General features: G+C 64.0%; 18 protein-coding genes. 6 read left to right on the plus strand and 12 right to left on the minus strand.

The window, feature by feature from the left end; translation table 11 throughout:
- Nucleotides 1-387: 387 nt before the first annotated feature.
- Genes FAZ95_RS24750 through FAZ95_RS24760 form a run of 3 tightly spaced genes read right to left on the minus strand, consistent with a single transcriptional unit; the run spans nucleotide 388 to nucleotide 3361 of the window.
- Nucleotides 388-1833: a LutB/LldF family L-lactate oxidation iron-sulfur protein gene (locus tag FAZ95_RS24750; protein ID WP_137335164.1), complete on the minus strand. Its 1446-nt coding sequence runs from the start codon at nucleotides 1831-1833 to the stop codon at nucleotides 388-390.
- Nucleotides 1830-2564, minus strand: a complete 735-nt coding sequence (locus FAZ95_RS24755) for a LutC/YkgG family protein (RefSeq protein ID WP_137335165.1) — start codon at nucleotides 2562-2564, stop codon at nucleotides 1830-1832. Before FAZ95_RS24755 ends, FAZ95_RS24750 begins: the two co-directional genes overlap by 4 nt.
- Nucleotides 2561-3361, minus strand: coding sequence for a (Fe-S)-binding protein (locus FAZ95_RS24760; RefSeq protein ID WP_137335166.1), 801 nt, complete (start codon nucleotides 3359-3361; stop codon nucleotides 2561-2563). Before FAZ95_RS24760 ends, FAZ95_RS24755 begins: the two co-directional genes overlap by 4 nt.
- A gap of 181 nt (nucleotides 3362-3542) precedes the next feature.
- Here FAZ95_RS24760 and FAZ95_RS24765 point away from each other — a divergent pair, with 181 nt between their 5' ends.
- On the plus strand, nucleotides 3543-4265 hold the full coding sequence (locus FAZ95_RS24765; RefSeq protein ID WP_254700277.1) for a FadR/GntR family transcriptional regulator: 723 nt from the start codon (nucleotides 3543-3545) through the stop codon (nucleotides 4263-4265).
- A gap of 132 nt (nucleotides 4266-4397) precedes the next feature.
- Here FAZ95_RS24765 and FAZ95_RS24770 read toward each other — a convergent pair whose 3' ends face one another.
- Nucleotides 4398-5915 carry a peptide MFS transporter gene (locus FAZ95_RS24770; RefSeq protein ID WP_137335167.1) on the minus strand — a complete coding sequence of 506 codons (1518 nt, stop codon included), beginning with the start codon at nucleotides 5913-5915 and terminating at the stop codon, nucleotides 4398-4400.
- Between the two features lie 615 nt (nucleotides 5916-6530).
- On the opposite strand from FAZ95_RS24770, the gene FAZ95_RS24775 reads away from it, so the two are divergent.
- Complete coding sequence (locus tag FAZ95_RS24775) at nucleotides 6531-7103, plus strand: helix-turn-helix domain-containing protein (RefSeq protein WP_137335168.1); 573 nt, start codon at nucleotides 6531-6533, stop codon at nucleotides 7101-7103.
- A 156-nt stretch (nucleotides 7104-7259) separates the two neighbouring features.
- Here FAZ95_RS24775 and FAZ95_RS24780 read toward each other — a convergent pair whose 3' ends face one another.
- The 7 genes from FAZ95_RS24780 to FAZ95_RS24810 form a co-directional block, all read right to left on the minus strand.
- Nucleotides 7260-8996, minus strand: a complete 1737-nt coding sequence (locus FAZ95_RS24780) for an FAD-dependent oxidoreductase (RefSeq protein ID WP_137335169.1) — start codon at nucleotides 8994-8996, stop codon at nucleotides 7260-7262.
- A gap of 112 nt (nucleotides 8997-9108) precedes the next feature.
- The gene (locus FAZ95_RS24785; protein ID WP_137335170.1) at nucleotides 9109-10104 is read right to left on the minus strand and encodes a DedA family protein/thiosulfate sulfurtransferase GlpE; all 996 of its coding nucleotides are present in this window, start codon (nucleotides 10102-10104) and stop codon (nucleotides 9109-9111) included.
- Between the two features lie 294 nt (nucleotides 10105-10398).
- Nucleotides 10399-10644, minus strand: coding sequence for a hypothetical protein (locus FAZ95_RS24790; protein WP_137335171.1), 246 nt, complete (start codon nucleotides 10642-10644; stop codon nucleotides 10399-10401).
- Between the two features lie 212 nt (nucleotides 10645-10856).
- Nucleotides 10857-11426: a TetR/AcrR family transcriptional regulator gene (locus FAZ95_RS24795; protein WP_137335172.1), complete on the minus strand. Its 570-nt coding sequence runs from the start codon at nucleotides 11424-11426 to the stop codon at nucleotides 10857-10859.
- A gap of 649 nt (nucleotides 11427-12075) precedes the next feature.
- Nucleotides 12076-12819 carry a cytochrome c biogenesis CcdA family protein gene (locus FAZ95_RS24800; protein ID WP_254700278.1) on the minus strand — a complete coding sequence of 248 codons (744 nt, stop codon included), beginning with the start codon at nucleotides 12817-12819 and terminating at the stop codon, nucleotides 12076-12078.
- On the minus strand, nucleotides 12819-13205 hold the full coding sequence (locus FAZ95_RS24805) for a thioredoxin family protein (protein ID WP_137335173.1): 387 nt from the start codon (nucleotides 13203-13205) through the stop codon (nucleotides 12819-12821). Before FAZ95_RS24805 ends, FAZ95_RS24800 begins: the two co-directional genes overlap by 1 nt.
- 28 nt (nucleotides 13206-13233) lie before the next feature.
- Entirely contained in the window at nucleotides 13234-14025 is a 792-nt protein-coding gene (locus FAZ95_RS24810) for a YkgJ family cysteine cluster protein (RefSeq protein WP_175425746.1), read from the minus strand.
- A gap of 245 nt (nucleotides 14026-14270) precedes the next feature.
- On the opposite strand from FAZ95_RS24810, the gene FAZ95_RS24815 reads away from it, so the two are divergent.
- From FAZ95_RS24815 to FAZ95_RS24830, 4 genes are all read left to right on the plus strand, one after another.
- Nucleotides 14271-14969: a J domain-containing protein gene (locus FAZ95_RS24815; RefSeq protein ID WP_137335174.1), complete on the plus strand. Its 699-nt coding sequence runs from the start codon at nucleotides 14271-14273 to the stop codon at nucleotides 14967-14969.
- A 137-nt stretch (nucleotides 14970-15106) separates the two neighbouring features.
- Nucleotides 15107-16294, plus strand: a complete 1188-nt coding sequence (locus FAZ95_RS24820; RefSeq protein ID WP_137335175.1) for a GGDEF domain-containing protein — start codon at nucleotides 15107-15109, stop codon at nucleotides 16292-16294.
- Nucleotides 16295-16623: 329 nt separating this feature from the next.
- A complete protein-coding gene (locus FAZ95_RS24825) occupies nucleotides 16624-16884 on the plus strand; it encodes a hypothetical protein (RefSeq protein ID WP_137335176.1) in 261 nt (86 codons plus the stop codon).
- 144 nt (nucleotides 16885-17028) lie between these two features.
- On the plus strand, nucleotides 17029-17643 hold the full coding sequence (locus FAZ95_RS24830; RefSeq protein WP_137335177.1) for an NUDIX hydrolase: 615 nt from the start codon (nucleotides 17029-17031) through the stop codon (nucleotides 17641-17643).
- Here the strand turns inward: FAZ95_RS24830 and FAZ95_RS24835 are convergent.
- Nucleotides 17640-19232 (minus strand): sensor domain-containing diguanylate cyclase, encoded by a 1593-nt coding sequence (locus tag FAZ95_RS24835; protein ID WP_137337580.1) that lies wholly within the window; start codon nucleotides 19230-19232, stop codon nucleotides 17640-17642. The two genes, FAZ95_RS24830 and FAZ95_RS24835, sit on opposite strands and share 4 nt — an antisense overlap.
- Nucleotides 19233-19311 lie beyond the last annotated feature (79 nt).

A 19311-nucleotide genomic window follows, 5' to 3' on the forward strand; every position in this document is an offset into this window, starting at 1 on the left:
TGGGATCAGAATTGCGCCTGAGGCTTGGCAAGAGTCAGGCTTCTTAGAGGCTTTTTATGATCGAGATCCTGCTGCGCATCCGATCTTCGAGCGAGAGCGCGATCTCATTCTGAACGAGGACCCGTAAGCACTTGCGGGATAGGCTTGCACCGGGTTTTTTCCGGCCAGCCGCAGCGAGACGAACCCGGCCGCGTGAACTGACCCCGCAAAGTTGGACAGTTAAAGACTAAGCGGCTCACAGCCTGAGATTCGCAGACATCGTTTCACTTTCGTGGAGACCTTTTTCTCGGCTTGTCGGGGTTGGCGACTCCCATAGGCGTGGCAAGCCGGCGCGCCGCAACCGCCGTAGATTTCATGGACATTGACGGAAGCACCAAGCCCTTCCGCCTATTCCCCCTGTCCCCGCTCCCGCAACAAATCCGCAAGACTCCGCCGCGCAGGCTCAAGCGGCATCCGATACCGCGTCCACCCCATCTGTCTCGCCGGCGTCAACGCACGCAGCCTCGTCGCCGCCCACCGAAACACCCGATACACCCGCGGATGCCCAAACGCCCCACTCCAAAACCGCCAAATCAACTGCTCCCCGCGACTGAACTTCGCCCCTTGCCCGCGCAACGGATGCTCAACTGCTTCATGCGGATTCCGATTCGCCTCTGTCCTCAACCGAATCAGCAATTGCGGTATCGGAATCCGCACCGGGCAAACCTCTCCACAAGCCCCGCACAAACTCGACGCGGTAGGCAAATCCGCCGTCGCCTCGAGCCCAAGCAAATGCGGCGAAATAATCTTGCCGATCGGCCCCGGGTAGGTCGTGCCATAAGCATGCCCACCGATACGCGCATAAACCGGACAGTGATTCATACACGCCCCGCACCGAATACATTGCAGCGTCGTGCGTAGTTGTTCGTCCGCATACGCCTGCGTGCGCCCGTTATCGAGCAGCACGAGATGAACTTCGCGCGGACCATCGAGCTCACCTTCGCGACGCGGCCCTGAAATCAGATTGAAGTAAGTCGTGATCGCCTGCCCGGTGGCCGATCGCGTCAACAGGCTCGCGAGCGGCACGATATGTTCGAGCTTCTCGACAACCTTCTCGATGCCCATGATCGCGATGTGCACGTCGGGCACTGTCGTCGCGAGGCGCCCGTTGCCTTCGTTCTCGACGAGCCAGAGCGTGCCGGTGTCCGCCGCCGCGAAGTTGACACCCGAGAGCCCGATATCCGCGTCGACGAACGTCTGACGCAGCGCACGCCGGCCCGTCTGAATGAGTTCGTCGACGTCCTCGGTGTAATGCGCATCGGGGATGCGTTCTTCGAACAGCTCGCCGATGTCGGCTTTAGTCTTGTGAAGCGCGGGCATCACGATGTGCACGGGCTTCTCGCCGGCGAGCTGGAGGATGTACTCGCCCATGTCGGCCTCGATGCAGTCGATGCCGCGCTCGGCGAGATAGTGATTCAGCTCGATCTCTTCGCTCGCCATCGACTTGCCTTTGACGATGCGTCGCGCGCCGTGCGATTTCGCGATCCGTTCGATGGTGGCGTTGGCTTCGTCGGCGGTCTCGGCCCAATGGACGTGTACGCCGGCGGCGGTCAGTTTTTCTTCGAGTTGCGCAAGCAGATCAGGCAGTCGTGACAGCGCGTGCTGACGCACCGCTTCGCCGAGATCGCGCAGGGGCTCGAGTTCATCGGCGTCGGGAAACTGGATCGCGCGCTTGCTTTGCAGGAAGTTCATCGCGCCGCGCATGCTCTTGCGCAGCTTCGGATCGTCGAGTGCCGCGCGGGCGCGTGCCTTGAAGTCTTCGGTGGGGACGAAGTGCAGTGGGCTCGTGCTCATTGGCTTACTCCTGTCCCATGCAAAGCAGCCTCATTGGCGGTGTGATCGTCCGTGACGATCACGACCCACAGTTCGCGCGGCCCATGCGCGCCGTAGGCGAGCGTTTGCTGGATGTCGCTCGTCTTCGACGGGCCGGAGACCAGTACGAGGTTCGTCGGCATCCCTTCGCGCCAGCGTTCGGTTTTGGCTGCCGAGTGCATGTCGGGATAAAGCGTGTGCGCATGAACGAGCGCGATATGCAGCGGCGGCGCGAGCGACACGCTACGCGGCGTTCCCGTGTCGGGTTCGACGATCAGCGTACCTGTCGAGGCGATTCCAGAACGGGCGATGGTAAAACCGGCATCCACAGTCTCGAAGAGTTCGGCTTTCCAGTTCTCGATCGGTGCAGCGAAGGGCCGTGCTTCAACCGATGGGGGTAGCGCGCGCGTCAGAGCGGCGCCTTCCGCGCACGCGTCATCGACAAGCAAGCGCCGCACGCCTGCCGCAGCCATTCGTTGCGCTATGAGAGCCGGCCATGAGGCGGCGTCGGCGCACCAGACTTCGGCGTGCGAGGCTATGAGCGCGGTTTGCATCGATTGCACGAGTTGCTGTGCCGATAACGCAGCCCGTCGACGTTGCTGCTCGTAATGAACGTCGATGCGCGCATCGATATCGCACGTATCCAATATGGCCGAGGGCGCGGCGGCGCGCAGCCGCCCGAGTATGCGTTCGCGTGCGCTAAGCGTGCTCATGCCGACTCCCCTGCGTCGTCGACCTTGCCGCCGGTGCGCCGCCACAGAAACGACGCGAGGTGTTCGACCGGCAGCGGCGCGCCTTGCTTCGCGGCGGCATGACCGATGTTCAACAGACATCCGCAGTCGGCTGAAACCAACCGGTCGCAGCCTGTCGCGCACGCCGACGCGAGCTTGTCCTGCACCATCGCACCGGAAATATCGGGGTGCTTCAATGCAAATGTGCCACCGAAACCGCAGCATTCCGATTCGCGTTCATGCTCGATGCGCATGACGCCGGGCAGCGCATCGACGAGCTCAACGCCGTGCGCGCGCGTTCCCATTTCGCGGCGTGCTGCGCAAGACGTGTGCAGCACGACCCGCTCCTGCGCGAGTCCTTCCGCGCATTCGTCGGCGTACTGAACCTTGAGCACGTGCAGCAGGAATTCACCGAGTTCGTAAACGCGCTCGGCCAGAGCACGCGCTTTCTCTTGGGCGGCCGAATCGTGCTCGAAGAGCGTCGGCCAATGGTGCCGCATCATTCCCGCACAAGACCCCGAAGGCACGACGACCGGCCAGGGCTCGCGGAACAGATCGAGTTGCGCGCGCGCTACCTCGCGCGCTTGCTCGGGATTGCCACTGCTATACGCCGGCTGGCCGCAGCAGCTTTGCGCACGCGGGAAGTGAACGGTCAGGCCCTCGCGTTCGAGGAGGCGCACCGCGTCGAGCCCGGCCTGCGGTACGAACAGATCCACCAGACAGGTGCCGAATAGATAGGCGTGCGCGGGGCGCACGGTGGGGTATTGCCGTTCGATCATGTCTCGCTCGCTGATGTCGTGTGCCGCTTTTCCCGCTGCGTAATTCCGCGCGATTTCAACGTGCCGGTGCGGTTTTCGCGTGCTCCAGCGCATAATTCCCGCTTACATGCGTGGGTTCAAATTGGTTGGACCAGTTGGGGCGGCAATAGGCGGTGCAGCGAGACAAAGGGCAGGGAAAGTGATGACGACAACAAGGAAGATATCGGCAAGAGACGCCGCGCGCGGACGCGTCGAAGGCATCATGCGCCAAATGGAGACTGCGCTGATCGACGGCACTTGGCGCGCCGGCTCGCGCCTGCCTGCCGAGCGCGCGCTGGCGGAACAGTACGACGTATCGCGCAACACGATACGCGAGGCCATCCAGCGGCTCGCGGCGCGCGGCTTGGTGCAAAGCCGGCGCGGCTCAGGCGTATTCGTCACCGATCAACTGCGTACAGGCATTGCGTCGCCGTGGGGGCAACTGGTCGCCGATCACCCGGCGCTGCGCGAAGACATTCTGGAGTTCCGTCGCGTGCTCGAAGGAGCGACCGCGTACTTCGCCGCACAGCGCGCCAGCGCGGAAGACCGCAAGCGGATTCGCGCGCTGCTAGTCGAGCTGGAGCGCTCGCACGCCGCCGACGACAAGCCCGCCGAAGCACGAGCGGACGCCCAACTGCACGAGGCGATTGCGCAGGCGTCGCACAACGCGATGTTCCTGCACTTGCATACGAGCGTGATCGGCATGCTGCGCGAACACATCACGACGAGCGGAACGGGGTTAAGGGAACAGGACGCCAACGCGTCCGATCAGTTGCTGATGCAGCACCGCAAATTGTGCGAGGCGATTTGCGCGCGACAGCCGGAGGAGGCGCGCACGGCGATGCAGTCGCATATCGACTTCGTGCGCGCGAGGATGGAGCCGTAAGCGGTGGGAGGGAAGCTTGAAGACCAGCGGCTTGAACTTTAACCGAACCAGTTCAAGCCGCTGCTGCAAGAAGCAAACGGCGCAGGTCCGTCCGCGTTCGGCGCCTAAGCGCCGATAAACAACTGAAGTGACTTACGCCTGCTTAGCCGCAAGCGCTTCCGCGCGCCTATCATCGCGCTGCTGCTCAGCGCCTTGATGATGCCGACGCGAGAGCTTGCCCATGAACGGCAGCAGCAGGAACGCCAGCAGTGCGCCCCCCGCGGCGAGCCAGCCGAGACCAAAGAAGAGCTTCGTATACATCGGCAGCGACTGCAGCGGGCTCAGCTCGTTCGACGGCATCTCCGCAAAGTTCGCGACCACGCTGCCGAGGTATTGCGACACGCCCGTCGCGACGAAATACGCGCCCATCATGAAGCCGCTCATGCGCGTCGGCACGTAGCGGGCGATCATCGCGAGACCGAGGCCGCTCACGAGCAATTCGCCGAGCGAGTAGAGGCCGTAGCCCCACACCATGAACCACGACGACACGCGTCCGTCGACGGCATAGCGTCCGCTGATCGCATAGACGAAGAAGCCCGCGGCTACCACCACGAAGCCCATCGCAAACTTGCCGGCCACCGGCACGTCGTTGCCGCTCGTGGCGAGACGCGTATAGAGGATCGCGAGGAACGGGCTCAGCAGCATGATCCAGATCGGATTGAGCGCTTGGAACTGCGCGGCGCTCCACGAGAACAGATGCACGCCGAACACCGAGAAGCCCGGATCGACGTTGCGCAGCGCGAACAGCGTGAGCGACGTCGACATCTGCTGATAGAAGATGAAGAACAGGATCGATTGCAGCGTCAGCACGAGCGCCGCGATCAGGCCCGCGCGCTCGGAGCTTGCGCATTTGGCAAGCATGTAGGCGAAGATCGCGAGAATCGCGACGCCCGCCGCATACACGCACGCGACGGCCACGGCCTTGTGCTGCAGCACGAACATCGTTGCAAGACCGAGCGCCACGCCGCCCACGGCGATCGCGCCGACACGGCCCCAGCGGATCGGCTGGTCGTCGGGCAGCGAGCCGATGCGCGACAGCGAGCGGTGCATCAGCAGGAAATTGATCACGCCGAGCAGCATGCCGGCGCAGCATACCGCGAAGGCTTCGTGCCAGCCCCAGTGGTCCTTGATCCACGGCGTCGCGAGCATCGAGACCGTCGAGCCGATGTTGACCGCCATGTAGTAGATCGTGAACGCGCTGTCGATGCGCGCGTCGTCGCCTTCGTAGATGCGGCGCACGAGGTTCGCCGCGTTCGCCTTGAAGAGACCGTTGCCGACGACGATCACGCCCAGCGACGCATACATGAATGCGAGGCTGTCGTTGGGGATCGAGAGCATCAGGTAGCCGCCGCACAGCACGAGTGCGCCGAACACCATCGTGCGGCGCGCGCCGAGCACCTTGTCGCCGATCCAGCCGCCGATCGACGGCGACGCGTAGACGAGCGCGGTAAAGGCGCCCCATGTGAGGTTCGCGTGGCTGTCGGTGAAGCCGAGCTTGTCGATCATGAACAGGACAAGCAGGGCTGCCATCCCGTAGTACCCGAAGCGTTCCCACATTTCGATCAGGAAGACCGTGGTAAACGAGCGGGTCTGCGATATCGGTTGGTTCATCGAGGACCTCTTATTTGAAACTTGAGTCGCGCCATACCCAGTCGAGCCAGGATTGCGGCGGCGTAGATCGAAAGCGCGCAATGATACCGGTAGCAAAAAAACGCGGAATTTGGCGCGCGACGAATGACCTCTACGAGACGAGGGCAGGATGAGAGCGCGCAGGCGGGGGCGTGGAAAGATAAGTCATTTCTAAGGTGTCGGCGACCGCCCGGTGGGGCGTGCTTGAGAAAGCCGGCGCGCAGGATCGCTGCGTGGGCATTCGTTGCGAAGGCGAATCGTAAGTTTTAGCGACTCGCAGGGTGGCGAGATTGTCCAGAGGAAAGTCACGGACGTCACTACGGGAATTCACTGACGTGCCGATTTAAGACGATGTAAGTGGGGCGGAAACGTTTGCCTCTCGAAAGCCCGCGCCAGCCCCTCGGTATCTTGATATCGTTGATTCCCCGATTGCTGAAGCTTTGATATACGCCTTACGATTTGCCTCTGGCAAGATAGAGCGTTGTCTCTAAATTGCGCGTCCCCTTCGCCTCGGCTGCCCGGCATCGTGCGCCCCGCATTCATCAAACAAAATTAACCAGCATCAACCTGTTTTTGGCTGGCGAACTACGGACTGGTATGGTCTCTACACTCGAAAACGTCCACTCCTCCTCGGAGTTGGGCAGCAAGATCCGCGCGCTCAGACAGCGCCTCAAGCGCACGCTCGACGAAACTGCAACCGCAGCCGGTATTTCGAAGCCGTTCTTGTCGCAAGTCGAGCGCGGGCTCGCTTCGCCGTCGCTGACGTCGCTGAAGGGCATCGCTGGCGCGCTCGGCGTGACGATGCAGTATTTCGTCGAGACGCCGAGCGAGGAGCGCTCGGTATGCCGCGCCGATCAATTGAAGTTTTTCAGCTTTGCGAATTCGGCGAATCTTTTCGCGCGGTTGACGAATTCGACCGGCGGCCGCCAGTTGGAAAGCATCCTCGTGCGCCTGCCGCCGGGACAGCGGCGTTCCGAGGTCACCACGCATGCGGGCGAAGAGTTTCTGTATGTGATCGCAGGTCAGATGGTGCTGACGCTCGAAGGCAAGACGTTCGAGCTGCACGCCGGAGACAGCGCGCACTACGAATCGACGGTCCCGCATGCCTGGATGAACAACGGGAACATCGAAACGATGGTTGTCTGGGTGGGTACGCCTAGGCTGTTTTAGGATCGATGGCCGGCGCGAACGGCGCCTAGGCCGCGCAATCCACGTTCGGCGTGGATTGCTTGTCGGTGAATTATTTAGGGATGCGAAGGTAATGATGGGCCGAACGGACTTCGTAGCGGCAGGGCGGCTCGTGCTGCCACGGCCGCAACCAGCCCGCTAGCAGCCGCCTTCCACCGCTTCTCCAGCGTGCGCCGCAAGCATCTTGTGAATCTGCGCGACCACCGCTGCGCCTTCGCCCACGGCCGCGGCCACCCGCTTGGTCGAGCCCGCGCGCGCGTCGCCGATCGCGAACACGCCTTCGACGCTCGTCGTCAGACTCGAACTGAGCGGGGCTCCCGGCGCGTTGCCGCGTGCTTCGTTCGGGCCATCCGAGCCGGTCAGCACGAAGCCCTTGGGGTCGAGTTCGACACTGCAGGTACGCAGCCAATCGGTGTTCGGATCGGCGCCCGTGAACAAGAACAGATGCCGCACGTCGAAGCGCGTCGTGCCGTCGGGGAGCGGCTCCTTCAACACGACCGCGCCCAGTCCGCTCTCATCGCCTTCGAGGCTGCCGATTTCCGAATGCGGATGCACGGTCACGTTCGGCAAGGCGTCGATCCGGTCGATCAGATAGCGCGACATCGTCGCTTCAAAGCCGCTTCTGCGGATCAGCACGTGCACGTGCTTCGCGTGCGTCGCGAGATAGACGATGGCCTGCCCGGCGGAGTTTCCGCCGCCCACCAGCACGACTTCCGCATGCTTGCACAGGCGCGCTTCCACGGGCGAAGCCCAGTAGTACACGCCGCGCCCGTCGAACTTGTCGAGACCTTGGATATTCGGCCGCCGATACACCGCGCCGCTTGCGATCACCACCGAGCGCGAGGAGATCGAACCGCCGCATCCCGTCTCCAGCCGGTATGGCCGCTCGCCGCAATGGAGCGCCGTGATCGTCACGGGGATGGCCACGTGCGCGCCGAATTTCTGCGCCTGGACGAATGCGCGCCCCGCGAGGGCTTGCCCCGAAATGCCGGTCGGAAAGCCAAGGTAGTTTTCGATTCGTGCGCTCGAGCCCGCTTGGCCACCCGGTGCCCGCAAATCGCACACGATCACCGACAGCCCTTCCGACGCCGCATAAACCGCGGTCGCGAGACCGGCCGGCCCGGCGCCGACGATGGCGACGTCGTACACGCAGGAGTCGTCCAGGTCCGGCAGCAGGCCGAGCTTCGACGCGAGCAGCCCGTCGCTCGGACGGCGCAGCACGGTGCCGTCGGGACACATCACGAGCGGCAAATCGTCGGGCTCGGCCGAAAAGTTTTCGACGAGCGTGCGCGCATCGTTGTCGGCGCCCATGTCGAGCACCGTGTGCGGATGGCCGTTGCGCGACAGAAACCCTTGCAGCGCGACGAGCCGCGCCTCGTTGCTGTTTCCGATCAGCACCGGGCCGCCCGCGCCGTGCTCGATCAGCGCGACGCGCCGCAGGATCAGCGAGCGCATGATCCGCTCGCCGAGCTCCGCTTCGGCGATGATCAACGCGCGCAGTTGGTCGGGCGGAATGAGGAGGACGTCGACGGGGCCAACCGCCACGCCGTCGACGAGCGAATGCCGCCCCGAGAGCTGGCCGACTTCGGCCATGAAGCCGCCTGCGTGATGCTCGACGACCAGATGCTCGTTGCCGAAGGCGTCGCGCTGCAGGACGCGAACGGTGCCGCTCAGCAGGACGAACATCCCTGGGCCGGGGCGGCCGGTCTGGAACAGCAGCTCGCCCGATTCGCAGCGCTTCTCCGTGCCGAAGCGGCGCATCCGGTTGATTTCCTCGGGGCTGAGTTGCGGATGCAACTGATGGAGCCGCGTATGCAGCGACGAGTACGGTGCTTCGACTACCGGTTGTCCTTCGACATCGCTTGACGCAGGCATTCGGAAGACTCCTTGGGGGAAATGGGAAACCGGCGACACGCGGCGCCCGGCGGATTTGGCGAACCCGCCGGTGCATGCGCCGCTTGGTGAGCGGCGGGCGTGAACAGGCGGCTTAGACGGCCTTCGGCGTGGGCTCCGCGGCCGCGTCCGGCATCGTCGTTGTCGCCGCGGGCAGCGGCGACAACGGGCGACCGGCATCGCGCCACGCATCGATGCCGCCGAGCAGCGGCACCACGTCGTTGAAGCCGGCCTCGCTCAGTTGCTTCGCCATCCACGCGGCCGACACTTCGTTCGGGCACGAGCAATAGATGACGAGCTTCTGCTCGGGACGGTAGGTTTTGACGATGTCCTCGAGATGACGCTCGTCGGCGAACACCGCGCCGGGAATCACGTACGGATCGAGCACACGCTTTTCGTCCGAGCGGATGTCGAAGACGATCGGCGTTTGCTCCTGGCGCATCAGGTCGTACAGTTCGTCGACTTTGATGCGCGCGGCCGCGAGCTTCTTGAGGAGCGCGCGGCGGCGCGTCCAGCGATAGGCCGCGTAAAGCAGCAAGAGCACAACGGCGATAAGCGCCGCGGCTTTGCCAAGCCGGTTGATGCCCGCGAACAGCATGTCGATCTGTTGCGAAAAGACCGCGCCGACCACGAGCCCGACGCCCGCCCAGATCGCCGCGCCAATACCGTCGTACAAAAGGAAGTTGCGGTAGGGCGTGTTCATCGCGCCGGCCATCGGGATCGAGACGATCGACAGCCCCGGCACGAACTTCGCCACGGCCAATACGCGCACGCCCCAGCGGCCGAAGAAACGCTCCGTTTTCTTCACGCACGTGTCGCGCGACAACGAAAGCTTGCAAATGGTTTTCAGCGTGTTGCCGCCGTAAATGCGGCCGGCGAGGAACCAGGCGCTATCGCCGATGAGCGTGGCGAATACCGAAAGAATCAAAACGGGCGCGAGCTGCGCCCCGACCGATTCGGGATGGAGCGCGGCCATGGCTCCGAATAGGACGAGCGTGGGCAGCGCGGGAACAGGCAAACCCAGCGACGCGGCCAGCACGTTGGCAAATACGAGCGCGGGGCCATAGCGCACGACGAGGTCATGTAGCATCGGCTTACTTCCTCGGCCTTGGAATAGGTCTGTTAGGCGGTTTGAAAACTTTCGAATTATCACGCATTTCAGTAAACGGTGAGCGTTGCCTGCGCAATGCCCATGCGCGTACTAACGTCTTCCAGTTTATTCAATATCGCGCAGACGGCGCAGTCCAAAACTTGGGGCGGAATGGAAAAAAGGAAGGCTAGCAGCGCCGCTTTAGCGGCGCCGCTCAGAAGGCGGTGTCACGGCGCGCCAAGGTGCGGGCCGCCGGGGCGTGCAAACGAAGGTGAGGCTTGAGGTTCGGCAGGTTCAGCGCGCGTGATGCTCGCCGGGCAGCTCGGCCCCATGTGCGCGGATCGCTGCGATCAGTTCGGCAGGCGTGATTTCGTAGCGCACTTCCCGATGGATGCCGGGCTTGCGTTCATCGATATCGATCAGAAGAATGCCTTTGCCGTCGGCGGTTGCCTCGAGCCGCAGCGAACGGACTTCGCGGCTGTTCGCCTCGTCGAATTCGGTGAGCAGGGTCATTGCTCCGGATGAGCCGGTAGTGCGCATCGAACGTGTCCTCGAGTCGTCGTTGGATGTGATTGTACGGACTGAGTGTAACGCGATCTCGGATTTTGGCCGCGGCCTTTTTAAAGCGCACGATCGGCGCACCGCGACGGGCGTCGCGTGAGGCTTGCCGCTCTCGGTTCGAGCGGCGCGGGCTCCCGAATGTTCTCACCGCAGGCGGGCCGCAACCGCTGGCGCGGCCCGTCTGTGGCGCATCAGGCGACTTGCAGGCGTTCGTTTTCGATGAGGGCCGCTGCCATCTCCCACGCATCGAGCGCGGCGTCGTGGCGGCCGCTGACCTGCGCGGCAATCGCCGCGCCGTCGAGCAGCATGGCGCAGCGGCGCGCAGCTTTCTCCGCGTTTTCGGCATCGAGGATGTCGGCGAGAATGCCCGCGAGCATGCGGATAAATCCCTCTTTTTGCGCCGATGCCGCCGCGAGAATTTCGTTTTCTTCGGCATGGAATTCGGCGGCCGCATTGGTGAACATGCAGCCGGTGAAAGCATCCGAATTGATCCACGTGTTATGCCAAAGGAAAACCGCATGCAGTTTTTCCAATGGATCGGAATGCGGCGCGACTGCCGCAGCGATATCGGCGGCGCGTGCCGCGTTTTGGGTATTCAGTACTTCGACGACGAGCTTGCTCTTCGACGGAAAGTACTTATACATCGTCATCTTTGCCACTTGGGACTCGGCGATAATGCGATCGATTCCCACAGCGTGATAGCCGTGTTGCGCAAATAACCGCGTGGCGGTGTCGACTAGCGCTTTCTTTTTCTCGCTCATACTCGTTTCCCGGGGTTGTGTGCGAACGTGCTGCGTTTTGCGTCGGGGGGCGGCGCACTGAGAACATTTCTGAAACAATCCGGCGCATTAAAGCTCTCGATGAAATTAACCGCTTTAGTCCGCCGGTGAATCTATTCGGAGCGCGTGGCAATCCGAGACTCGTCATTCAAATCCAATTGAGCGGCAAAATCAAGCATTAGTTTTCTTTATCCAAATCGTTAATTTATCCATTCGTTGTTTTACTAGCCGATACGCGATGAGAGCAGCTTTGCATGGGACCCGAGTAATCGCTGAAGCGATAACTCGAGTCGACAAAAAAAAGCCCGCCCCGTAAAGGGCGGGCGCTTAACGCCGTAATTGCTCGGATCAGCCGTCCGCAATGGCGGAGCACTGACGCATCCATGCTATCCGGCCTTAATACCGTGTCCAGCCAGGGGATACGCCAATATGCGGGATGAAAGAAAAATCGGCATTCGCCAGGCTGGCCGGCTTATCGGATCGATCGAGCGTCGCCGGTCGGCCGGCCCTGAACTTATCCCCATTTTTTGTTGGCAAGGCTGTGGGTAACTTGGGCACAGGCCGACCAAGTGCTTGACCCGCAAGCGTTCTTTGCCGCGGACGCGCGCCTGGGCAGACGCGAGCCTGCAGCTCAGATGGAAGTGGTCAGCGCGGTCAGCCAGTCGGGGCTCAGCGCGAGCAGCGCGGATTCGAGTTGGCGATCGAGGCCGGTCACGATCAAGACGCCGAACGCGACGAACAGCGTGCCGAGCGCAACCCGTCCGGCCGCGCCGATCGCGCCGACGCGGCCTCGAAACTTGACGAGCGCTGCGCGCGAGAACGTGCCCAGCAGCATGAGCGGCAGCGCGGCGCCGATGCCGAAGCACGCCATCAGCGCCGCGATGTTGCCGAGGTGCTTGCCTTGCGCAGCGAGCGTGGTCGCGGCGCCGAGCGTCGGACCGACGCACGGCGCCCACACCGCGCCGAGCAGGAGGCCGATGCCGAACTGGCCGAGCACCGTTTCGCCTTTCAGCTTGGCGAGCCACCCTTGGGCACGGTCGGCGAGCGGGGAGACGCCGCTCGCGAAATGCGCCTGCAAGCGGCGCGACAGCATGACGACGCCGAACGCGATCAGCAGCACCGCTGCGATCTTGCGGAGCACGTCGTCATCGAGGCCGAGCGACGCGCCGGCGGCAGCCAGAAAAATGCCGATCGCGGCAAACGAAAGCCCGAGCCCGGCCGCGAGCGCGAGCGGCCCCAGGCGATGAGCGGCGAGCGCCGAGGCCATCAGGATCGGGATCAGCGGCAGCACGCATGGCGAGAGCGTCGACAGCGCGCCGGCCAGCAGGCCGAGACCGTACGTGCTCCACGCGAAGGCGCCGCCGGCCATGTCCATCACAGCGCCTTGTCGAGCGTGTTCTTGATCGCCGGCTCGGTGGTCTCACCGGTCGAACGGGCGACTTCGTGCCCGTTCTTGAAGACGACGAACGTCGATTGCTGCGTCACGTGCAACGCACGCTTGAGCGCGACTTCCTTGTCGTAGTCGGCTTCGAAGAGCGTCACGTCTTTCAGGCGGGCCGACGCGCTGAGCCGGTCGACGATCGGCTGCTGGATCTTGCAGGTCGGACACCACGTCGCGTGGAAGTAGACGACGACCGGCTTGCCTTCGGCCTTCAGTTGGTCGAAGGCGGCCTGGTCGAACGGCCGTTCGCCGGCCGCCGCGAGTCCGGACGCGAACAACAGGCACGCGAGCGCGAAATATCTGCCGATGCATTTCAACATGGAGTCTCTCCAGACAGGGGCAAAACGGCTAGGCCGATGGGGCCAGGAATCCCAAATACTCATACGCGGCGGGCGGCGATTCAGATGCGGCATCGACGAACTCGCCCTGTGCGCCAACCGACACCAGCACATCCACCATCTTGCGCTGGTTCGATACGAACGACCACGACGTCTCCGTGCGCGCATCGTCCGGTAGATCGGCCGAAGCACGGGCCTGCTTCAATGCGGCATGCAGTTCAGCGGCTTGCGGCGTGTGCGCGACAAAGCCTTCGTTGGAAACCGCGGCGCGGTCGATGCCGAGCGCGGCGCACACCTCCCGTTTCAACGGCGCTTCGCGCTCGTCCGCGCTGCGCGAGCGCGCGATCAGGTCGCGCAGCGCCGCGTCGACGATCGTGCCGTGCCTGACGTACGGCGTCGACGGCGCCCACGCTTCGGGCGGACAGCCCTTGTGGCTCGGCACGAGCGGCACGAACGGATTGATCTCGGCGGGATAGATCCGGCAGACGAGCGGGCGGTCCTCGTAAATTCCGCAGCGCATGTCCGGCCCGAGATTCGGACACGGACCGGCGAACGTTCCCGCCAAAACGACGATGACGCGCGCGGGCAGCGTACCGCTCGTCGCGGCAAACGAGCGCTTGCGCTTGTGCTGGGCCTGCAGATCGTTCGCGCCGGGCTCCTCGAGCCAGGGCAGCGCTTCGCACAGGACTTGAACCTGCCCGCCGCGTTCGATCCAGGCCGTCGCTTCGTCGACAGTCAACGGCAGGCGCAGGTCGTGGCAGCAGTTGCCGCACATCGTGCAGGTGAAATCGATATCGTCCACGGTGGCGCCTTCGTTTTGTATCCGGTTAGCGGGGCAAGACCCGGTTGAGTCGTTCGAAGACGAAGATTCTTACGAGGGAAAGCGAAATTGTTTTATGGGGAAACAACGTCGATATAGTGCGGCTGCGTTGCCGGCTGAGCGCTTGGCGCCATGGTATTGCCCGCGCGGGACGCTGCCCGAGCGTCCCGGTGCTGCCATGCATGCGTGCTACGATGGCCCGGCATGCAACTTGGATCGAGCAATGGATGGCGACGCTATATGACACGCTGGGTGTGCGCGAGGACGCCACCGTCGACGAAATCAAGGCCGCGTATCGCAAGGCCGTGATGAAGTGGCACCCCGATCGCAACGTGGGCCGCGAGGAGCAGGCGCGTGCGGCGTTTCTGGAGATCAAGGAGGCTTACACGATCCTGTCGGACCCTTTGCAGCGCAAGGTGTACGACGCCGTGTACGCGGACGAGATGCGGCGCCACGGCCGCCAGCAGGAACAGGAAAAGCGCGCGAAGGCCGAGCGTGAGGCGCAGGCTCAACACGCCGCCGATGCGTCGTACGCGGAACTCGTGAAAGTGGCGATGCGCTTCGCGGAGGACGGGCACAACCGCGATGTGCTGTTCGGCGTGCTGCTCGGCCGCGATTGCGACGTTCCGCTTGCGACGCGCATTGCCAATAGCGTGTGGGCGCTGCATGAATCGCGTAAAGCGCCGGCACCCGCGCCCGCGCCGGCGAATTTCGCCGAGGCCGAAACGCGGGCCGAGGAGCCGGCAGCCGCATCGGCCGCCCAATCCGCCTCCGCCGCCGAACCGGAGCCGCCTAAAAACGAAACAGCAGACGAAACAGCGGACGCAGCAGCGGACAAACAAGCGGACGAACCCTCGACCCAAGACCAGCGTCACGCCGGCGTATTCAATTCCCTCTGGCACAGCTTTTTCGGCATCCGCTCGTAGCGCAAGCGGTGCGATTGCAAACTTAGTTGCGTACGCAACAATTCGGCGTATCGGCATCAAGAGTGCGTTACGGCGGCCGTTAACCGGTTTGTGTACACACGTTGCGGAGTTTTGGCGGCACCTCCTCCCGCGCGCCTATGCTATTGAGCCCAGTCAGCATACTTGCCGTCACCGTTCTCTCCGGCCTCATGAGCATGGCGGTGCTCGGTTCGTTGCGCTCCGCCGCGATTCCGGGGGTGACGTACTGGATCGGCGCCAACGCCATATCGATCGTCTCGTTCGTGCTGTTCGCCATGCAAGGGCATGCGCCGCGCGGCATCACGATTCTTTGCGCAAACGGCTTGCTTGCCTACGCCGTGCTGCTGGTGCTGCACGGCTGCCGCCTGTTTTTTGGCCGGCGGCGCGCGTGGTGGCCGGAATACGCGGCGCTCGGCGCCACGATGCTGGCGATCGCGTACTGGACTTACGACACGCCCGACATCTACGTGCGCATCGCAGCGGTCTCCGCGTTTCACGCTTACATCTACATGGCGGTGGGCTGGCAAGCGTTGCGGGCGCGTCCGCCGCAGCGGCCGAAGTACGCCTACCGTTTCGTGACGATCGTCGCGTTTCTCGGCGGCGCGGGGCACGCGGTGCGCGGCCTGACCTACGGCTTCGGGCTCGTTCAGCAGCACACGCTGCTGGAATCGACGCCGCTCAACATCGCGTTTCTCGGGCTCGGCATTCTGATGCTGCCGTGCATGTCGATCGGCATGGTGATGCTCGCGCACGACCGCATGGCCGAGCAGCTCGAACGCCTCGCAAACGTCGACGAACTGACGGGCGCGGTCGCGCGCCGCGCGTTTCTCGCGCAGGCGCACGCGATGGCGAAATCGCGGAAGGGCACGAAAGGGCGGCTCTTCATGGCGATCGTCGACATCGATCACTTCAAGGCCATCAACGATAAGCACGGCCACGCGAGCGGCGATCTCGTGCTCGCGCATTTCGCGTCGGTCGTCGCCGACAATCTGCGCCCGTGCGATCTCTTCGGCCGTCTCGGCGGCGAGGAATTTGCGGTGTTCTTTACGGCCGACGAAGGCGAAGCGGCGGCCGGCATGATCGACCGGCTGCGCGTGGGCGTGTCGGCATCGCGCTGCAAGGTGGCGGACGCGGAGCTGTCGTGCACCTTCAGCGCCGGCATCGACGAATACCGCGACGGCGAACCGCTCGCGGACCTGTTGGCGCGCGCCGACAACGCGTTGTATGCCGCTAAGAGCCAGGGTCGCAATCGGGTCGTGCCGGCTTGGTCGCTCGACCTCGAAACCGAGGGCGCGGAGCCGCTTTGATTCGTGCGGCAGTTTTGTCTGGTAATGCCTGCCGCATTCCCTATATTGATTGAAGCGGCGCGGCCTTATTCGCGTTCGCCGACTCACGAAGTCATGATGCGCAGAATTGCGTGCGCCCTTTCCGCACGTAGCTGCCAGCGCTAATCCGCCAATTCGGCATTAGCGTCATGCGCTGGAAATCGGTTTCAGCTTTCCAGCGCTTACGTCAATAACGTCCACTTCCCGGGCCGTTGCACGCTGGTCGGATGCCGGCGCGCCAACCCGTCCAGGCTAGCGAGTTGCCGCGATTTTCATTCGGGCAATTGGCACAGCATGAAAGGAGTGTCGAGATGAAATCACGCTTTGTATTGCCGATAGCGGGTGCGCTGCTCCTCGCGGCGGCGGGTGCGGCGAGCGCCGCCGATATGCAGCCGGCGGACCAGCAGTCGCAGGGTCAGGCGCAGATGATGCAGAACGCGGATACGTCCGCGCAATCGAGTACGGATACGGCCTATGGCGGCGTTTCGGATACGCGCAGCGCTGCGGGCGGCATGCGCACGAATACCACCTGTCTGTCACGGCCGCAATGCGACATTTTCTTTGGCCAGTGAATCGCGGCCGCGGTTGACGCCGCTGCCGCCGACGCGGCAGCGGCTTACATCGAGATAACGCGCCGTCAGGGTCACGGCCATTTCAACGCAAACGCCGACGCTGCTAACCTAAGCGCTTCCAGCAGCGACCGGTGAGGACCCAACTTGACGAATCGACGTTTGGAGCAAGCGCGCCGCTTGCTCGCGCTTGCGCAAACCGGCCTTCACTATACGAAGGCCCCGTTCGACGCCGAGCGCTATCAGGAAATCGAGAGCATCGCTCACGCGCAGCTCGCCGAAATCGCCAACTTCGACACGGAGGAAGTCGCGCAGCTGTTCTCGAAGGAGCAGGGCTACGCCAATCCCAAGATCGGCGTTCGATGCGCGGTGTTCAACGAAGCCGGCCACGTGCTGCTCGTGCGCGAAAAAACGGACGGCCTTTGGTCGCTTCCGGGCGGATGGGCCGACATCGGTGCGACGCCGGTGGAAAACGCGGTGCGTGAAGTCCAGGAGGAGAGCGGTTTTACGGTGCGCGTGACGCGGCTCCTTGCGGCTTGGGACCAGCGCAAGCATGCGCATCCGCCGACGCTCTTCCACATCTGGCTGCTGGTGTTTCTCGGCGAAGTCGTCACGCCGGGCACGCCGCCTGGCTTGGAAACCGATGCCGCCGATTTCTTCGCCCTCGATGCGCTGCCGCCGCTTTCGCTCAAGCGCGTGCTGCCCGAGCAATTGCTTCGCTTGGGCGAGCTGTACCAGAGCGGCGAAATCGAGCTCGACTAAACCAGCTCGCTGCTGCCGCGGGTCGCATGCCGGTTCGCCAGGGCGATGACCGCTTCGTTGTTCCCTTTGATCGACGCGAACCGGAACGTCCCTTTTCCGGCGGTCTTCGCGTCGTACAGCGCGGCGTCCGCGCGCCGCATCAAGCGTTCGAACGTGTCGCCGTTGACGGCAAACGCAATGCCGATGCTCGTGCCGATGGCGACCGTTTCGCCGGTCGACAGCGAATAGGGCTCGGAGAGCCGGTAAATGACGCGCTCGGCCAGCGCCTCGCTCGTGGCAGGCGCGGCGTGCTCGACGATGACGGCGAATTCGTCGCCGCCGAGCCGGGCCACGAGCTCGCCGTCGCCGGAGCGCAGCATCGCGCGCAGGCGCGCCGCGACGGCGGCCAGGACTTCGTCGCCGGCGTGATGGCCGAGGCTGTCGTTGACCTGCTTGAAGCCGTCGAGGTCCAGGTACATCACCGCGAGCGGCGCCGCTTGATTGGCCGCATTGCGCGCCAGCAACTGGCTGAGCCGCTCGGACAGTTCGCGGCGGTTCGGCAGGCCCGTGAGCGGATCGTGCCGCGCGAGGTGCAGGATTTTGGCTTCGGTGAGGCGGCGCTCCGTCACGTCTTCGATGATGATGACGGCGCTGCCGTCCGGCACCGGGTTGCGCGTCATTTCGAGGCGGCGGCCGTCGTTGAGCGGCAGGTCGAGCGAGGTGCGCTCCTCCGCGAGCCACGCGGTGCATCGCTCGACGAGCTGTCGCCGGAGCGTCTCCCCGAACTTCGCCAGGCCGGCGTGCCCGATGAACTCCGGCAGCGGCACGTTGAGCCGCAGCATTTCGACGGTCGCGCCGAACAGCTCGGCGGTCCGGCGGTTCGCGATCACGACCTTGCCGGCGTCGTCGATCGTGCAGAGGCCGTGCGGCATATGGGTCAGCGCCGCGTCGAAGCGCGCCGCGAGCTCCGCGTGCTTTTGCTCCGCGGTCATCAGCGCGACGAGGCTGTCGTAGTGCCGTCCGACGATCGCGGCCATGCCGGCGATATAAAGCGCGAGCGGCGGGATCAGAATCCACGCCGAGCTGCGCGGCGCGAGCGCGGCGCCCACGCCGATCGGAAGCGCGCCCAGGCAAATCTGCGCGATGGCGAGGCGCGGCAATGCTGCATTGCGCGACGCGACCCCGCCGAGAATGCCGGCCGTCACCATCGTCGCAAGCGAGGCCAGCTCGGAGTCGGGCGACATCACGCAGCCCATCGTTCCGGCGCCGAGCGTGAGGCAGTAGACGAGCGAAACCGGTGCGTATTGGGCCGCCCAGGGGCCCGGATGCACGGCTTCGGCGCGATTGCGCGCGACATAGCTGCGGATGATGCCGAACCGTGCCGCAAGCAGCGCGAGATCGGCGATGAGCCAGCACAGGGCCCATTCCGCGCGCAAGCGGAACAGCGCGACCATCGCCACGAACGCGCCGGCGGCGCCTGCCATGAGCATCGAGCGGGTGTTCTCGAAGAGCGTCGACAGCAGCGACGCGCGAATGGACGCCGTGACGTCGCTGTGGCCCGACGGCGGCGTCGCGAGAATCGAATCGAGAAGGGTTGGCTTGCCTGGCATGGTGTGGCGCATCGTGGGCGCTGCGTTCCACGTGGCGTCGGTCGCAGCTTGTCCAATGCGTTATCGGCACTGACAGCGG

The organism is Trinickia violacea, assembly GCF_005280735.1.
Lineage (GTDB): Bacteria > Pseudomonadota > Gammaproteobacteria > Burkholderiales > Burkholderiaceae > Trinickia_A > Trinickia_A violacea.

What these genes read in the sequence shown, in the direction of transcription:
- FAZ95_RS24785 (WP_137335170.1), bottom strand. Translation starts at nt 10,104, where the DNA reads ATGCTACATGACCTCGTCGTGCGCTATGGCCCCGCGCTCGTATTTGCC.
- FAZ95_RS24815 (WP_137335174.1), top strand. Translation starts at nt 14,271, where the DNA reads ATGGCGACGCTATATGACACGCTGGGTGTGCGCGAGGACGCCACCGTC.
- FAZ95_RS24775 (WP_137335168.1), top strand. Translation starts at nt 6,531, where the DNA reads ATGGTCTCTACACTCGAAAACGTCCACTCCTCCTCGGAGTTGGGCAGC.
- FAZ95_RS24835 (WP_137337580.1), bottom strand. Translation starts at nt 19,232, where the DNA reads ATGCCAGGCAAGCCAACCCTTCTCGATTCGATTCTCGCGACGCCGCCG.
- FAZ95_RS24790 (WP_137335171.1), bottom strand. Translation starts at nt 10,644, where the DNA reads ATGCGCACTACCGGCTCATCCGGAGCAATGACCCTGCTCACCGAATTC.
- FAZ95_RS24800 (WP_254700278.1), bottom strand. Translation starts at nt 12,819, where the DNA reads ATGGACATGGCCGGCGGCGCCTTCGCGTGGAGCACGTACGGTCTCGGC.
- FAZ95_RS24780 (WP_137335169.1), bottom strand. Translation starts at nt 8,996, where the DNA reads ATGCCTGCGTCAAGCGATGTCGAAGGACAACCGGTAGTCGAAGCACCG.
- FAZ95_RS24765 (WP_254700277.1), top strand. Translation starts at nt 3,543, where the DNA reads ATGACGACAACAAGGAAGATATCGGCAAGAGACGCCGCGCGCGGACGC.
- FAZ95_RS24825 (WP_137335176.1), top strand. Translation starts at nt 16,624, where the DNA reads ATGAAATCACGCTTTGTATTGCCGATAGCGGGTGCGCTGCTCCTCGCG.
- FAZ95_RS24795 (WP_137335172.1), bottom strand. Translation starts at nt 11,426, where the DNA reads ATGAGCGAGAAAAAGAAAGCGCTAGTCGACACCGCCACGCGGTTATTT.
- FAZ95_RS24755 (WP_137335165.1), bottom strand. Translation starts at nt 2,564, where the DNA reads ATGAGCACGCTTAGCGCACGCGAACGCATACTCGGGCGGCTGCGCGCC.
- FAZ95_RS24760 (WP_137335166.1), bottom strand. Translation starts at nt 3,361, where the DNA reads ATGATCGAACGGCAATACCCCACCGTGCGCCCCGCGCACGCCTATCTA.
- FAZ95_RS24820 (WP_137335175.1), top strand. Translation starts at nt 15,107, where the DNA reads ATGCTATTGAGCCCAGTCAGCATACTTGCCGTCACCGTTCTCTCCGGC.
- FAZ95_RS24805 (WP_137335173.1), bottom strand. Translation starts at nt 13,205, where the DNA reads ATGTTGAAATGCATCGGCAGATATTTCGCGCTCGCGTGCCTGTTGTTC.
- FAZ95_RS24770 (WP_137335167.1), bottom strand. Translation starts at nt 5,915, where the DNA reads ATGAACCAACCGATATCGCAGACCCGCTCGTTTACCACGGTCTTCCTG.
- FAZ95_RS24750 (WP_137335164.1), bottom strand. Translation starts at nt 1,833, where the DNA reads ATGAGCACGAGCCCACTGCACTTCGTCCCCACCGAAGACTTCAAGGCA.